The sequence below is a fragment of the Fructobacillus fructosus KCTC 3544 genome, assembly GCF_001438695.1.
Lineage (GTDB): Bacteria > Bacillota > Bacilli > Lactobacillales > Lactobacillaceae > Fructobacillus > Fructobacillus fructosus.
The window spans coordinates 15809-31955 of sequence record NZ_JQBH01000012.1; the positions used below are offsets into that span (position 1 = coordinate 15809).

General features: G+C 44.9%; 11 protein-coding genes and 1 riboswitch. Of the genes, 4 read left to right on the top strand and 7 right to left on the bottom strand.

Annotated elements, in window-relative coordinates:
• Window positions 1–2: 2 nt before the first annotated feature.
• Genes pepF through IV71_RS06205 form a run of 5 tightly spaced genes read right to left on the bottom strand, consistent with a single transcriptional unit; the run spans window position 3 to window position 6568 of the window.
• Complete coding sequence (gene pepF / locus IV71_RS06185) at window positions 3–1790, bottom strand: oligoendopeptidase F (protein WP_056995045.1); 1788 nt, start codon at window positions 1788–1790, stop codon at window positions 3–5.
• Window positions 1791–1838: 48 nt separating this feature from the next.
• Entirely contained in the window at window positions 1839–2888 is a 1050-nt protein-coding gene (locus IV71_RS06190; protein ID WP_010692112.1) for a competence protein CoiA, read from the bottom strand.
• A gap of 54 nt (window positions 2889–2942) precedes the next feature.
• Complete coding sequence (locus tag IV71_RS06195) at window positions 2943–4388, bottom strand: ABC transporter substrate-binding protein/permease (protein ID WP_029489938.1); 1446 nt, start codon at window positions 4386–4388, stop codon at window positions 2943–2945.
• 39 nt (window positions 4389–4427) lie between these two features.
• Complete coding sequence (locus IV71_RS06200; protein ID WP_056995041.1) at window positions 4428–5177, bottom strand: amino acid ABC transporter ATP-binding protein; 750 nt, start codon at window positions 5175–5177, stop codon at window positions 4428–4430.
• Window positions 5174–6568 carry an ABC transporter substrate-binding protein/permease gene (locus IV71_RS06205; protein ID WP_420889350.1) on the bottom strand — a complete coding sequence of 465 codons (1395 nt, stop codon included), beginning with the start codon at window positions 6566–6568 and terminating at the stop codon, window positions 5174–5176. Before IV71_RS06205 ends, IV71_RS06200 begins: the two co-directional genes overlap by 4 nt.
• A gap of 196 nt (window positions 6569–6764) precedes the next feature.
• On the opposite strand from IV71_RS06205, the gene IV71_RS06210 reads away from it, so the two are divergent.
• The 3 genes from IV71_RS06210 (at window position 6765) to IV71_RS06220 (ending at window position 12087) form a co-directional block, all read left to right on the top strand.
• Window positions 6765–7757, top strand: a complete 993-nt coding sequence (locus tag IV71_RS06210; protein ID WP_010692116.1) for a sugar transferase — start codon at window positions 6765–6767, stop codon at window positions 7755–7757.
• A gap of 22 nt (window positions 7758–7779) precedes the next feature.
• Window positions 7780–7883: riboswitch (TPP riboswitch) on the top strand.
• A gap of 126 nt (window positions 7884–8009) precedes the next feature.
• A complete protein-coding gene (thiW, locus tag IV71_RS06215) occupies window positions 8010–8513 on the top strand; it encodes an energy coupling factor transporter S component ThiW (RefSeq protein ID WP_056995042.1) in 504 nt (167 codons plus the stop codon).
• Between the two features lie 295 nt (window positions 8514–8808).
• Window positions 8809–12087, top strand: coding sequence for a mucin-binding protein (locus tag IV71_RS06220; protein ID WP_056995043.1), 3279 nt, complete (start codon window positions 8809–8811; stop codon window positions 12085–12087).
• 133 nt (window positions 12088–12220) lie between these two features.
• On the opposite strand, the gene IV71_RS06225 is transcribed toward IV71_RS06220, so the two are convergent.
• Window positions 12221–12658, bottom strand: coding sequence for a hypothetical protein (locus IV71_RS06225; protein ID WP_029489939.1), 438 nt, complete (start codon window positions 12656–12658; stop codon window positions 12221–12223).
• A gap of 4 nt (window positions 12659–12662) precedes the next feature.
• The gene (locus tag IV71_RS06230) at window positions 12663–15341 is read right to left on the bottom strand and encodes a calcium-translocating P-type ATPase, PMCA-type (protein ID WP_056995044.1); all 2679 of its coding nucleotides are present in this window, start codon (window positions 15339–15341) and stop codon (window positions 12663–12665) included.
• Window positions 15342–15638: 297 nt separating this feature from the next.
• Between IV71_RS06230 and IV71_RS06235 the strand changes: the two genes are divergently transcribed.
• Window positions 15639–16019, top strand: coding sequence for a hypothetical protein (locus tag IV71_RS06235; protein WP_010692121.1), 381 nt, complete (start codon window positions 15639–15641; stop codon window positions 16017–16019).
• The last annotated feature ends 128 nt before the right edge of the window (window positions 16020–16147 follow it).

The following is a 16147-nucleotide window of genomic DNA, read 5'->3' on the forward strand; positions in this document are numbered from 1 at the left end:
ATTTATTTTTTCAAAAGCGTTTCTAATTGTTGTAAACGTTCAGCAAACACAGCAAAAGCCGCATCTAAGTAATCACCCTTCTCCATGTTGACACCCGCTTTTCGCATCACGTCCAGCGGATTAGCTGAAGAACCGGCCTTCAAATATTCCTTATACGATTCAGCCTGGTTATTTTCTAACACTCCCTGTGCCAAAGAGGTTGCAGCAGCTTCACCCGTAGCGTATTGGTAGACATAGAAATTGTAATAGAAGTGCGGAATCCGTGTCCATTCATAGGCAATTTCAGGGTCAGCAGCAACATCCGGACCATAGAACTTTTGATTCAATGCACCATAGTAATCAGACATCGTGTCAGCAGTCAGTGGCTGACCAGCTGCATCCTGTTCGTGAATCCATGCTTCGAATTCTGCGAACTGCGTCTGCCGGAAAACAGTGCCCTTAAAACCATCAAGGTATTGGTTCAAGACGTAGGCCTTCACCTTGTCATCATCCGTCTTCTTCAAGAGATAATCGGTCAGCAAGCTCTCGTTTGTCGTTGAGGCAATCTCTGCTAAGAAAATTGGATAATCACCATAGTAATAAGGCTGATCGTGGCGAGTCATATAAGAATGAACGGTGTGTCCCATCTCATGAACAAGCGTATAAACATTATCCAACGTATCCTGCCAGTTTAACAAAATATAAGGATTGGTATCGTAAGCGCCACCTGAGTATGCCCCCGAACGCTTCCCCTTATTTTCAACAACATCAATCCAACGTTCAGCAAAGGCTTTGCGAACAACGGCCAAATAGTCTTCACCCAATGGAGCCAATGCGGCGAGAGCAATTTCTTGCGCTTTCTCGTATGTTACTGGAAAATCAACATCGTCAACAAGCGAAACGTACAAATCATAATTATGAAGTTTCTTTTGTCCCAATACTTGCTTGCGCAAAGCAACATAACGATGCAAGAGATTCAAGTGATCGTTGACCTTGCTTGCTAATGTTTGATACACAGTCACCGGAATCTGATTGGACGTCACAGCGGCCTCTTGTGCGGACTGATAATGACGAACCTTAGCTAAGAAATTATGCTTCTTAACGGTCGCAGACAACGTTGAGGCAAAAGTGTTTTGCAAAGCCATGTAAGCATTGTAAAGTGCTTGGAACGCTTCCTTGCGCTGTGCCGGGTTCTTAGAGCGAAGCATGATGGCATAAAGGCCATTAGTCAACTCCTTGATTTCACCGTTTTCATCCATCACATCGCCAAAGTCAATATCGGCATTATCCAAAACAGAAAAAGTCTGTTCAGCAGATGACATCACGGTCGAAGCACCCGCTAACAAAGCTTCTTGATCTGCAGGAAGCGTATGCTCCTTTTCGCTTAACAAGACATCGAAGAAATGCTGGTAAGGCTTCAATTCGGGTTGCTGAAGATAAGCAGACAACTTCGTTTCATCCATCGCCAAGACTTCAGGCTGGAAGAAGGCGGTAGCGGAAGAAACCTGAGCAAGTAAATCTTGTACCTGCGCATTCATCCCAGCGTATTTTGAATTGGCCGTATCCTGATCAAACTTTTGATGTGCGTAAACAAAAAGCTTTTCAAAAGCTCGTTCAATTCTTAAATCTTCTTCCAAACCAGCTAACAATGATTCCGCTGAATCGGCAAGATGACCTTGATAATCGGCTAAATTTGGCAATTCAGCAATTAACTGGTCAAAGGCTTTTTGGTAGGCATCGTCTGATTCGAAAACACTTGTTAAATCCCAAGTGAGTTCTTCAGGCAACTCTTCACGTGTGATTTGTCCCATGGTTGGCACCCCTTTTTTGGCTTTTCTCCAGTTTAACATAGAAAGAACCTAATTATTAAAGATAAGCTTCCTTTTTATGAAGAATTTCTCACGATTAAAAGTCACGTATTTCGCCTCCTGCAGCTCCGCCATCAAACAATCAAAAACAGCCTTTTCATAACCAAATCCTGGATAAAAATACCGACTCAATCGCTGTTCTAATAACTGACTACTGATGCCATCATTCCCAGCTTTTTCCAGCAATAACAAAACGGTTAGACGGTATTGCCAATTCGGAATGACCAACCCAAAGACATCACCTAGTAAACAAATGTCGGGTAATTGATCCACCCGTTGCCCTTTTTCGTACAAATAGTTCACGATGGCAGGATTGATTTGCTCACGAGCCAACTGCAGCGACAGCTTCGCTCGCTGTCTTGCCACGTCAAGAATTGGTGGTCTGGCCACAATCTGTTCTGTTAAAGGAACATCATCAAAGATTTTTGCCCAATTGGCCACTTCTCGTGCCGATAGTTCCAAGGGATCCTTTAACACTGTTTTACGCGCAAAGCGTTTTTTAAAATCCAGTCGACGGAAGAAATCTTCACGAACAAAATGCTCTTTTTCGGATAAATAAAACCAAATTCTACCTTTCAGCCAAAAACGGCAAACGGTCGCTGTGGATAAACGTTTTCGCCAGTAATTGGGTCCTAGTATCCACCATACGCGCATGCCAATCCGTGCGTAGCCAGCATTGCGGCGTTCGAGGTCAGCTTTACCAATCGGTGAACATTGGTATTCAATCGCCACTTGGCTTCCTGGACGACCGACTAACAAATCTGGTCGTTGATCAATCATTGATAAAACTGGTTCTATTTGAACGGGCATTTTCTTTGAAAAATAACGGAACAGTGCCAATTTACCAGCTAGGTGATCAGCCGATTCACCTTCTGAAAAGCCGGAACAGCCTTGTTTTGAAACATGAGCAAAGTGGGCCACTTTCTCCTTCCCACGTTTTAAACGCACCGGACCACGACAACCAGGACAAAGATAAATTTCGTTTGTTTTTGCTTCTTCAGCTATACAATAGTCATTTTGAATCGTACTTGCAATTAGCATAATAAAACACCTCATTCGTCTATTGATACGAATGAGGTGTTTTAAAATTTATCTTTAAGCAATTTTTTTCTTCAGCCAGTTTGATAGCCAAGTCAATAGTGTAATAACGATTAAGTAAATGACAGCAACGATTGCCCACACACGGAATCCCTGTGAATTACGGGCAACAATCAACGTCCCAGTCTGCGTCAACTCGAGGATACCAATCGCTGACAAGATGGACGTATCTTTTAACGTAATAATGAACTGGTTGACAAACGATGGCACCGTAATTTTCAATCCCTGAGGGACAATGACTTTCCAAATGGCTTGTCGATGGGTCAAACCGAGCGAACGGGCCGCTTCCATCTGTCCGACATCAACGGATTCAAAACCACCGCGAACAAAGGCACCCGTGTAGGCTCCTTCATTCAAAATTAACGTTAACAATCCAGCGGTGAAGGCTGGAATCTTAACCCCAATCACACCGGGTAACCCGATGTAGATGAAGAAGGCCAACACCATCAATGGCAAGCCACGGAAAGCGTAAATAATGGTTGTCGAAAGGCCACGCCAAAACTTCGATTCGGAAATCCCCATAATGCCGAGCAACAACCCCCAAAGCGATGCAAGGATGATTCCTGCAATGGTTAATTTAGCAGTTTCTAGCAAGCCCTTAAAGAAGGCGTTCTTGTTTGATTTAAGAATTCCCCAAGTCGTATTGTTGTCGGAAGCCGAACCAACGAAGGTGGACTGCTTCGAATTCAAGTACTTGTTGATAATCTTATCGTAAGTGCCATCCTTCTTCATCGCCGCCAAAGTCGTGTTGAACTGTTGCAACAATTGAGCATTCTCACCCTTTTTAACGAAGAAGCCAACACCACCAGCGTTACCGAGGTTCTTGGGATTACGAACCTCTAACTTCATACCGTTTTTAATGGCGTATTGGATAACGGGATAATCTTCAAAAGTCGCGGCGGTGTTTCCATTGACCACGTCATTGTACATGGTGTCGGTATCGTTAAAGTACTTAATTTTGAAACCGTACTTATCCTTTAAGGAGGCACCATAAGCAGCAGCGGCCGTTCCGGTCTTCAAAGCAACGGTCTTGCCCTTCAAGTCTGACAGGGACTTGATTTTAGAATTTGGCTTGGTAATCCAAGCAACCCCTGATTGGTAATAGGGTGTTGATACATCGTACACCTGCTTACGCGCATCGTTAATCATCATTCCGGCAATAATACCGTCTGCCTGACCATTCGCGACCATCTGCGCAGCAGCGTTAAAGGACATTGGTTTCAGCGTATAAGTGAAATTATTCCGCTTCGCCACTTCCTTCAGAATATCCATGTCAATTCCAACGTAATTATTATTCTTATCTTGAAAGTCGAAGGGTGCGTAAGTGGCATCCGTTGAAATAATGTAGTTGGGTTTTGAATCTGCACTAGCGCTTGTGCCAACCGCAACTGCGGCAAAAAGCATCGCAACCAGTGCAGTCAATAGCGGTTTTAACCGTTTCATGACCATGGTCTATTCTTCCTCTCGTTTATCAAGAAGAACTTAGGCTTGCATAACCTTCGATAGGAAGGTTTGCAAACGTTCGTTCTTCGGTGCAGTAAAGATTTGTTCTGGCGTTCCGGATTCCTGAATCTTTCCTGATTCAAAGAAGACAACACGGTCAGCCACTTGCTTGGCAAAGCCCATTTCGTGGGTAACGATAATCATCGTCATCCCCATCTTTGCTAAGTGCTTCATGACGTCCAAAACATCCCCAACCACTTCGGGATCCAAAGCGGAAGTTGGCTCATCAAAGAGCATGATGTCCGGATCCATTGCCAAGGCACGGGCGATGGCTATTCGTTGCTTTTGTCCACCAGAAAGGGAGGACACGGGCGCGCTGGCCTTGTCAGGCAAGCCAACCGTTTCAAGCAATTCCTTTGCCTTTTTCTCGGCTTCTGCCTTCGTCATCTTGCCAAGTTGCACGGGTGCCAACGTAATATTATCGATGACGGAGTAATTATTAAAGAGATTGAAATTCTGGAAAACCATTCCGATATTTTCGCGAACCTTATTGATATTGGTCTTTGGATCAGAAATATCATAGCCATCAACTTCAATCAAACCAGAATCTGGCTTTTCAAGCTGATTTAGCATCCGCAAAAACGTCGACTTACCAGAACCGGAAGGGCCGATCATTACGACCACTTCATTGTCCATGACGTCCAGGGAAATATCGCGTAAGACATGGTTATCACCATATGACTTGTTGACTTTGTCAACGTGTACTTTCACTTGTTTCTCTTCACTCATGCTTTCGTCCTTTTTTCAACCCAGTTACTAAACAAAGTCAGTAACGTTATTACAATTAAGTATATCATAGCAACGATTGCCCAAACACGGAAACCTTGAGAGTTTCGTGTCACAATCAACGTTCCGGTCTGTGTCAATTCCAGAATACCAATGGCTGACAACAAAGAAGTATCCTTTAACGTGATGATGAATTGGTTAATGAAGGACGGCACCATCAGGCGTAGTCCTTGTGGAATAATCACGCGTCGCATGGCTTGGCTGTGCGAAAGACCGAGCGAGCGGGCCGCCTCCATCTGACCATTATCAACAGAATTAAAGCCTCCCCGAACAAAGGCACCAATGTAGGCTCCCTCATTCAAAACCAAGGTCATGATACCAGCCGTCCAGGCCGAGATTTTTGTACCAGTAACTGCCGGAATTCCAATATAGAGGAAGAAGGCCAGTACCAGCATTGGCATACCACGGAAAATGTAAACAATCGTTGTTGAAAGGCTACGCAACAAAGTGTTTTTTGAAACACCGAGGATTCCTAAGAACAGTCCCCAAAGCGAAGCCAAAATGATACCAACAACTGTCAAATACAAGGTCTGCTTCAATCCTGACAAAAAGGCGGAGCGATTGGTTTTCAAAATGCCCCAAACTGTGCTGTTGTCCTTAGCTGAACCGGTAAAAGTTGAAGCCTTAGCCGAGAGGTACTTATTGACAATCTTGTCGTAAGTTCCGTTCTTCTTAATGATGGCTAAGCCCTTGTTAAAGTCGGCCAAAAGCTGGGCGTTATCCCCCTTCTTAACGGCGAAACCTAAATCACCAGCCGCAAACGGTTCCTTTGAATTCTGAACTTTCAAAGCCGTTCCGTTCTTGATGGTATACTGCAATACGGGAAGATCCGCAAAGGTCGCCACAGAATTTCCGTTGATAACGTCACGATAGACCGTATCTGAATCAGAGAAGTAGGTAATCTTAAAACCGTACTGATCCTTGATTGATTCGGCATATTCAGCACCGGCAGTTCCAGTCTTTAAAGCAACGGTCTTGCCTTTCAAATCACTCAATGATTTGATTTTAGAATTCTTAGCCGTTGCCCAAGCAATTCCTGTTTTATAGTAGGGATCTGAAAAGTCATAAACAGCTTTTCGCTCATTCGTGATGGTTGTACCGGCAATGACACCATCAGCCTGTGATGAAGCAACTGACTGCATCGCAGCATTAAAAGCCATTGGCTTGACCGTCACCGTAAAGCCAGCCGCTTTCGCAATAGCCTTCAGTAAATCCTGGTCAATCCCCACGTACTGATTATTCTTATCCTGAAAATCAAACGGCGCATAGGTTGCGTCAGACGTAATGGTGTAGTGTGGTTCGTCGGCATTTGCTTTATGACCCGTCGCACCCATCACAGCAAAGACGGCAGATAATGCCACAATAAACGCTAAAAGTTTCTTTTTCATTGTTAACCCCTCTTGCTCGAATAACTTCAGTTTAGCAGGGAGCCTTTCGATTGAATCGAATAGCGTTAGCTATCCTTACACAAAAATAGGCAATGGTCTAGTCCTCTTCCATCCTTCTATTCAATAAAGCGAGTTAATTATCATGCCATACATCACCCACACAATCGAACCCTGGATGCCAGCCGGCGCTTTGAAGGCTAAGGAAGACATTGCCAAAATAGGGGAATCCGTTGGTTGGCAGCGACTCAGCATCGAACGCTATAACGATGCCCGCTTCTCAGCTGAAATCCGTCACCAAAAAATCCATACCTTTCTCGACAAAGTCGGTAAAAACGATATCGTTGTTCACCAATTTCCAACCTATATGTCGCAAGCTTTTGAACAAGACTTTCAACGAGCCATTCAACAAAGGGAGGCAAAGTACGTGCTACTCATCCACGACTTCGAACCATTACGAGTCAGCCGTGAACATGCCTGGGAATGGGAGTTGGCACAGTGTGCTGATCTGATTATCGCCCACAGTCAACCAATGGCCTCGACTTTGCAGCAACACGGAGTGACCACACCTATGGAAACCATTCAACTCTTCGACTACTTAGGGCCAACGCCAGCACTGAACCCAATTTTTAAAAAGGAAATTAACTACGCTGGTACTTGGCAAAAAGCCCCATGGCTCCAACATTATCAAGGCCCCAAGCTGAATCTTTTCGGCTCTCGCCCCAAACGCTGGAAGGACCTTGTCCTACCAAAAAGCATTAACTGGGTTGGTTCCTTTGATCCCGAAGAAATCACAACGGCTTTTTCATCTGGTTTCGGCCTTCTTTGGGACTCAGACTATGAGGATAAATTTTTTCAATCTTACACCAAAGTCAACGCGCCACACAAAGCTTCCCTTTATTTAAAAGCCGGATTACCACTGATTGCTTGGTCTCAATCCTACCTAGGCGACATCGTGAGGGCCAACCAACTTGGTATGACCATTGACAATCTTTCAGATCTAACTAAATTGGTTGGAGTAGTTCGACCAGCTGATTACCTAACTTTCCAAGAAAATAGTCGTCTCTTCCAAAAGCGCATCAGTGAGGGCTACTTTACTAAGGAAGTGTTAGAAAAGGTGCTACATTATTTTAGATAGTCAACACTTCTTTTTCCTGCTAAAATAATCTTTGGGGAGTCCGTGTGACGGGCTGAGAGGGTAATCGATTACCGACCCATTGACCTGATACGGATCATGCCGTCGTAGGAATTTCCCACGTTGATATGGACGCCTTTTCAGGCGTCTTTTTTTGTGGATAAAAAGACCAGAAAGGAGGGCTATTTCGGCATGATTCCTTCTATATTCAAAGCTTCTTACATCACTCATTTGGAACAGTAAAGGAATCACAACATGAAAAAACGTTTATCACTAAAAAAAATGATGGCAACCGCTATTCTTGCTGCTTTGGCCTATGTTTTGAACACAGCCGTCGTCTTTCCAGCAATGGCCCCCTTCCAACACTTCGTCAATGTTTTGGCCGTTTATCTGCTCGGACCTTGGTACGGGATGGCTGCTGCCCTTATATGTGGCTCTTTACGCATGCTGTCTGGTCGAACCATCATGGCCATTACCGGTGGGATCATCGGTCCACTACTCGCTGGATATCTCTATCGAAAAACAAAAAATGTTTATTTACTTGCCATCGGTGAAATGGTTGGCTCAGGTATTTTGGGAGCCCTACTTTCTTACCCATTCATGGTGACATTCTATGGCATGAAGGCAGGCAATTGGGCACAACTAATTCCTTTCTTCCTGCCATCAGCAGCGGTTGGGAGCCTGCTCGGTTTGCTTACGATTCTATTAACAAAAAAGAATGGCCTTATCGACAGAATGAAAGCCAAAATCAATTCATAAAAAGGTCCGAACAAATTGTTCCGACCTTTTTTCTTTTAATGAAGTACTCCCTGGATGGCAGTTACGATTCCTGTCAAAAAACACCATCTGGAAAAATAATTTAACCACTTCACCTAAAGACTAATTGCAAATTCCACCCATTCAGTCTAAAATAATACTTTCTGCTCAAAATGATAAAAAATGTATAATTAAAGAGTGAGAACCTAATCTTCACCTTTTCTAATGTTACAATTACTTTGACTGTATATTCTAATTTACTAAAAAATTTGAACTGATTCCAAAAGGAGTGATTCATATGATGAATCATCAATCACCATTTAATTATCAAAATAAAGAACGAAAAGTGTTGCATAAGGTTAAAAAGAACTGGGTTGTCTTGTCCCTAACTTCCTTAACACTGTTTGGTGCTTCCTTGGCCATGCCTGAGGCTGCTAGTCACGCTCTCCCCGGCAGCGCTTCTTTTGTGAGCGCCGATAGTCATACAACCTTTGGACAAGTTTCATACACCTATGATACTTCTACTGATACGCTAACCTTTACTAGCGGTGGTACGCTGCCAACGGCCAGCACCAGTCGCTTGAGTAAGCAATTCCCACATCTGAAGCATATTGTCTTCACCGAACGTGTTCAGGCACCGGCAGATTCAACGAATTTGTTTGCGCAATTGGTGTATTTACAAGACATTACTGGCCTCGACAAGATAGATACTAGTCAAGTGACAAGTATGAACGCCATGTTTAACAGTGATTATGCGTTGACTTCGCTCGACCTGTCGACTTGGAACACGGACAAAGTCACGGACATGTCCTGGATGTTTACGGGAGATAAGGCACCCAGTTCCCTAAACGTTAGCCGCTTTAATACGGCAAACGTGACCAACATGATGGTCATGTTCAACGGCATTGGCGTCTCAAGCCTTGATGTTTCCAATTTTAACACCGGAAAAGTCACGAACATGTCGGATATGTTCAGTTGGATGCGTAATCTAAAGTCACTTGACCTTCGTTCTTGGGATACCAGTAACGTGACGGTTATGGACTATATGTTCCGGGCATCGTCTTCTCTTTCTTCGCTGAACATTTCTTCCTTTAATACAACACATGTGACTAGCATGAAAATGATGTTTGATCAAATTGGCAACGGCCAACTGATTAACGTCAAGTTACCAGAAGCTCATTTTGATAACAATGCCGATCTTGGCGACCGCTATTCAACCATTATGGCGGTCAACGGTGGTACGTTAGTTAATCCAAAGGGAAACATTCTTTCCACTGCAGATTACCAAAGTCTCTTCAACACCGGTAAGCAAACTGCTGATTGGTATGTTTGGGGAACATTAGCTACACAAACCGAGCAAAAAACGGTTACCCGAACAATCAATCAGGTTGATGCCCGAGGTCAACAAATTGAGGGCACCACACCGATAACGCAAACGCTTCACTTTCACCGCACGAAGACGACTTTACCGGGTACTGACTATGCCCAATACGGCAACTGGGTAGCTGATGGCGATTCCGATTCAGCTTTTGAAGCTGTTACCATTGCCCAAACACTGGATAACAACCGCTATCAAAAACCAACGCTCAACGGCCAATCAGTAACCACTGTCGAGCGTCTCCAACCATCCCTAGACAACAATAGCTCTCAAACGCTAGCAGTGAACATCGTCTACGCGGATGGCAGTGAGAGTACCACCCAAAATAAGCAAGTCACCCGCACCATCAAGTACCAAAATCAAGCTGGTCAAAAAATTAAGGATGATCGTGTTGAAACCCTTCACTTTCATCGAACAGCCAGCACCAATTTAGTGACTGGCCAAGTCACGTACTCTAATTGGCAGGCTGATTCTGCAAACGACCAACAGTTTAAGACAGTACAACTCCCTCAAACGATTGACAATAAGTACTGCATACCAACGTTGAATGGAAGGGCAGTCCAAACGATTACCGGTTCGCTGCCAACGCTCGACGATCAGAATAACCAAAGTGAAATTCTCACGGTGGTCTATGCTGATCAAACAGAGGTTGCAACGGAGCATCAATCAATTTCACGTACCATTCACTACCAGAACCACGATGGTCGAGCAATCAAAAAAGATACTGTTCAAACCATCAACTACCACCGGACGGTTACCAAGAACTTGGTGTCGGGAGAGGTAATTTATTCTGAGTGGATGCTAGACGAATCGTCCTTAAACGAATTTAGTGCCATCTTCCTTCCTCAAACAATTGACGGTCGCTATCAAAACCCTCAGTTAAACGGGGAACCAATCAGCGAGATTGACCCTGAAATGCCAATCCCTGATGCAGGTGGTCAGTATAAAAACCAAGTTATCACTGTTGTCTATGACGGCATTGTTCGCACGTCAACTCAACACAAAAGCGTCATGCGCACCATTCATTATCAAAATGAGGATGGTCAAACAATTGCTGAAGATACAACCCAGCGCGTCAACTACACGCGAACGGTTCGTTCAAACTTAGCAAACGGAACAGTCGAATACGGTGCTTGGCAGCCGGTAAATGTTTCTGACAACCTATTCAACGCTGTCACGATTCCTTCTTCTATAAAGAATCAGTATGATCAGCCGACTTTAAATGGACAGTCTGTTCAGGAAATCAAAACTGAAGCACCCAAGCTCACGGATTCCGACGAGGATCAACAAGAAAGCTTGGTTGTAGTGTACGAGAAAAAGAATGAACCAACTCCCCCTGTAAAGCCGGATAAGCCAACTACCCCAACACCGCCTGTTTTGCCCGACCAACCGGTTGTGCCAGTCACACCCGAACCGCCGGTGCAGCCGGATAAACCAGTAGTTCCGAACACACCACAACCGGTTGAACCAAATAAACCAGTAGTTCCGAACACACCACACCCGGTTGAGCCAAATAAACCCGCTCCACAGGATGTGCCAACAAGTCCAATTGAACCGCAACAACCTGTTACACCTGATACACCGGTTGCTCCTGAAGTACCGGTTGCTCCCGAAGTACCTGCTATACCTGTAAATCCGGTTCAACCCGTGATACCAGTCACACCCGAACAACCCGTTCAACCTGAGCTACCAGCCGCTCCTGATCAACCCGTTCAACCGGAAACGCCGGTAACTCCCGAACAACCGGCACATCCTGAGAAACCAGAAGTGCCTGAACAACCTGTCCAACCTGAAACACCGCTAGTGCCTGAGCAATCGACAATAGCTGGTATTGCTAGACAACCAGTTGAACCAGACACAGCCGCCTCTTCGACTACCCCTGTACCTAGTGAACAACCGGGTACACCTACTATTCCAGCTATCCCTGAAATGCAAGAAACGCCCGAGCAATCCGCGGATTCAGAAAAGTCTGACATGACTAACGGTTCCTCACAGTCGGCATCAAAGAATAGTAATCACGATGTCCCAAACGCGAACTCGGACTCAGCGGCTGTTGAAAATGAAACACCAAAATCAGCGAAGTATCTAACGACCAATAACAACCGAAAATCAATTGATACGATTATCAAAACATTACCTTTCATTGCAGTCATTCTTGCCTGCATTCTCTTCTTAATTTCAAAGAGACCGAATCGCTAATTTTCGGTAAGCAAAAAGCAGACCTAAGGTCTGCTTTTTTTGTTATTCCCCTAGTAACCTAACATGAAAAAAGTACCACTAACCACTAAATCACTAAAAAAAGGCCGGACATTTATCCGGCCTTTTCCTTCAATTAGGCACCAAAAATCTTGGCGACCTGTGCTTGAATCTTCGTTAAGAAAGTCTCTTGATCTTTTTCAGATTGAGCAAAGTCAGCTTCGTTAATCGTCTGATCCTTTTCGTTCAATGCATCTGCCATCATGGCTGTTGCTGCGGCATAGTCCTTGTAAGCCTTGGCCATAATGGTGTGAACGCCCATAAATCGAACGGGCACCTTCAGACCAGCTAAGGTCTGAGCGTTCTTTTGGTAAGCAGAAACGGCGTCGTCAAATTCAGCTTTAATTTCACCAAATTCGGCCTTGTCCATCTCAGCGACTTTGCCGGCCTGCTTCGCTTCGTCTAACTTGACGAAGAAAGGCGCCACGTGGTCCGCCGTATCTTGAGTGTTCTGCAAAACTTCTTGCAAAGTCTGCACGTAGTATTGTGTTTGCTTGGGGTTAAATTTTGCCAATGTCTTATCCTCGATTAAAAAATGTTCGTTGAACCCATTTTACCAGTTCCACAATCACAATGATAGCAATGGAAGCGCCAATCACAATAAACCACTGATAAGGATCTAGATTTGTCACGTGGAAAATAGGATTCAATGGCTCAATGACCACGACCGCCATCATGGCAATCAGTGAGAAGAGCAACGCGCCGTTGAAGAAGTGGTTTTTAAAAGTCGAAGCATTCAACTGCGATTGGTAAACGGACTTCACGTTAACGGCATTAAACATTTGCATCAAACCTAGGGTCATGAAGGCCATCGTCAAAGCATCGCCGTGGATCAAAGCCGTTCCGGAATGATCTGGGAAGGCCAAGGCGAAACCGTAAACCGATAAGACGATGACAGCCTGTAAGATTCCCTGCCAGAGAATGGCAGGGCCAACACCACCAGATAAGAAGTTCGCCGTCTTGCCCCTTGGCTTTTGCTGCATAATGTTTTTCTGAGCTGGTTCCAAGCCAAGAGCGATGGCCGGCATGGTATCCGTCACTAGGTTAATCCACAAAATCATGACGGGCGCCAAAACCTCCCAGCCAAGAAGCGTCATCATGAAGATGGCGATAACTTCGGCTAAGTTCGAGGCCAGCAGATACTGCAAGGCCTTTTGGATATTGGCAAAGACCTTCCGGCCTTCCTTCACGGCCGACACAATCGTCGAGAAGTTATCATCAGCCAACACCATGTCGGCCGCTTCCTTGGACACTTCAGTTCCAGTGATTCCCATGGCCACCCCAATGTCGGCTGCTTTCAAGGCAGGGGCATCGTTCACACCGTCTCCGGTCATGGCAACGACTTTTCCCTTTTTCTGCCAAGCTTGGACGATGCGGACCTTATGGGCAGGAGCCACACGAGCATAAACCTTGACATCTTCAACACGTTTATCAAAGACTTCATCTGACAATTCATCCAGGGCAGCACCCGTCATCACCGTCTTTTCGCGGTCATCATTCTTATCCAAGATGCCCAGACGATCGGCAATCGCAGCGGCGGTTTGGGGATGGTCACCCGTGATCATCATTGGTCTTATCCCGGCCGCCTTAGCCTGAGCAACCGAATCCTTCACTTCTGGACGTTCCGGATCAATCATGGCAACAAAACCAACCAACGTTAAGCCAGTTTCCATTTCATCGCTTTTGGCTTCTTGTGGCAAAGTTTTCAGCGACTTTTCGGCAAGGGCCAAAACACGGAGGGCTTGATCAGCCAACTGACCATTAACGGTCTGATAATGGGCCAAATCTTCTTTAGTGAACGGACGAACCTCGCCATTTTCCAAAACCGAATCGACTCGAGCAAGGATTGAATCAGGTGCCCCTTTCACCGTGACTTGGTAGGCGTCCCCCGCTTCATAGATGGTTGTCATCAGCTTACGCTCTGAGTCGAATGGAATTTCTTGTAGTCGTTCTTGGCCACGCAGGGCCTCAAGTCGATCAGGGCGGTACTTTTCATTAAAGTCGATTAGGGCCGTTTCTGTCGGATCCCCCACCAATCCTTCGGCCGTCAATTGACTATCGTTGTTCAACGTCATGATGTCGCCCAGAATGGCGGCTGGCTTTGATAAGTGAGCCGAATCGAAGGGGTTTTCCTCAGCTAAGTCAACAACCTGCCCATTTAAGACAACTTTTTCGACCGTCATCTTATTCTGTGTTAACGTTCCCGTTTTGTCAGAACCGATGATGTCGGTTGAGCCCAGCGTTTCGACGGCTGGCAATTTACGGACAAGCGCTGCTTTTTTCGCCATGCGAGCCGTTCCAAGGGCCAAAGTGATTGTCACGATGGCGGGTAATCCTTCTGGAATGGCTGCCACAGCCAATGAGATAGCCGTCAAAATCAAATCAATGATTGGCATGTTCTGAGTAAAGTAACCAATAACAAAAGTCAGTGCTGCAATCGCCAAGATCAAGTAAGTCAACACCTTCGACAAGGACTTCAAGTTTTCCTGGAGTGGTGTCTTCGTTTCGTCTTGCCCTTGCAAAGCCCCGGCAATCTTTCCCACTTCGGTTTGCATTCCTGTTGCCACCACAATACCAAGCGCACGTCCATAAACAACGTGAGCGTTCATGAAGGCTAGGTTATCTTGGTCGCCCAATGGCAACTTGTCCTCTGTCAAAGTCTTGTCCGTCTTTTCAACCGGTACCGATTCCCCGGTCAAGGCCGCCTCTTCGACACGCAAGTTGGCTACGTCAACCAAACGTAAGTCGGCTGGCACAATGTCGCCCGCTTCCAACGAAACCAAATCACCAACTACCAAATCAGTGGCCGGTACCTGTTCTGGTTGACCACCACGGATAACCGTTGCCTTTGGTGTCGCCATCTTCTTTAAAGCGTCAATGGCGTTTTCTGACTTAGACTCTTGGAAAACACCAAAGATGGCGTTGATAATTACAATAGCCAAAATAAAGAGGGCGTCGGTTTGTTCACCAGTTAAAGCGGCTACAAAGGCTGCAGCCAGCAGAATCCCAATCATCAAGTCTTTAAACTGGTCAACAAATTTAGCAAATAACGACTTTTTCTTTTTTGCCGTCAGCGTGTTGGCACCGTTCTTTTCGAAGCGTTGCTTCGCTTCCTGCACAGCCAATCCCTGCTTCAAATTGGTTTGCAAGTCCTCTGCCAACTGTTTCTGATCAATTTGGTAAAATGACTTTTTCAACTTTCTCTCCTTTATTCTTCTTCCTGATAAAGAAAAAGAGACCTATGGAAGTAGGAAAAATCCTACTCTCATAAGTCTCGCTGTTTAATGTTGAGCCGGCGCCTAAGCGCGATAAAAGGTATAATCACCTCGGTTTGACGGTACTCAACAACGACTAGGTCGCCAGTTACTCCCTCAGGAATGAGTTGTTACCATTATTATATCAACTGCAATAAGAAAGGCAAGCATTGTTCATCAAATAAAATTCATGATAGGCTTTTATTTGAGTATTTCCCTACGAAAGGAATCATTCATTTCATGACTAAGGAAGAATGTACAAACCAAAATAATCAATTGGCCTATCTTTTGGGCATTTGTCTAATGGTTCTCTATGGCTTAACAAAGGATATTACGGCTGTCTTTTTATTGTTATTCTGTAACGGTGCCCATCGTCTGACAATTTTTTACTACTTTATCAAACGACTGTGGGGCTCCTTTCAATTCGAAGTTCGTCACGTTAGCAAGTGGCAAAACTGGGAAGAAAAAGGAAAGTTCCGTTTCGCCTGGTTTTTGTCATATGCAGCAATTCTCTGCCTACTCTTTTTTCTATTCTCCTTAAAATATTACTATGCCCTTTTAGCTTTGATTATTTTAGGATTCATCTTTTATCAGAAAAAGAATTCAGCAAAACATTCATAAGAACGTGTTATACCAGTGTTAAAGAAAAGGATTTTCCTTTCGGAAGCTCTTGACTAGCTAGCATCTGCACTTGTTTTCTATACCCAAATTACAACAGAAAAAACAACCCGCTAAAGCACTGATATTAA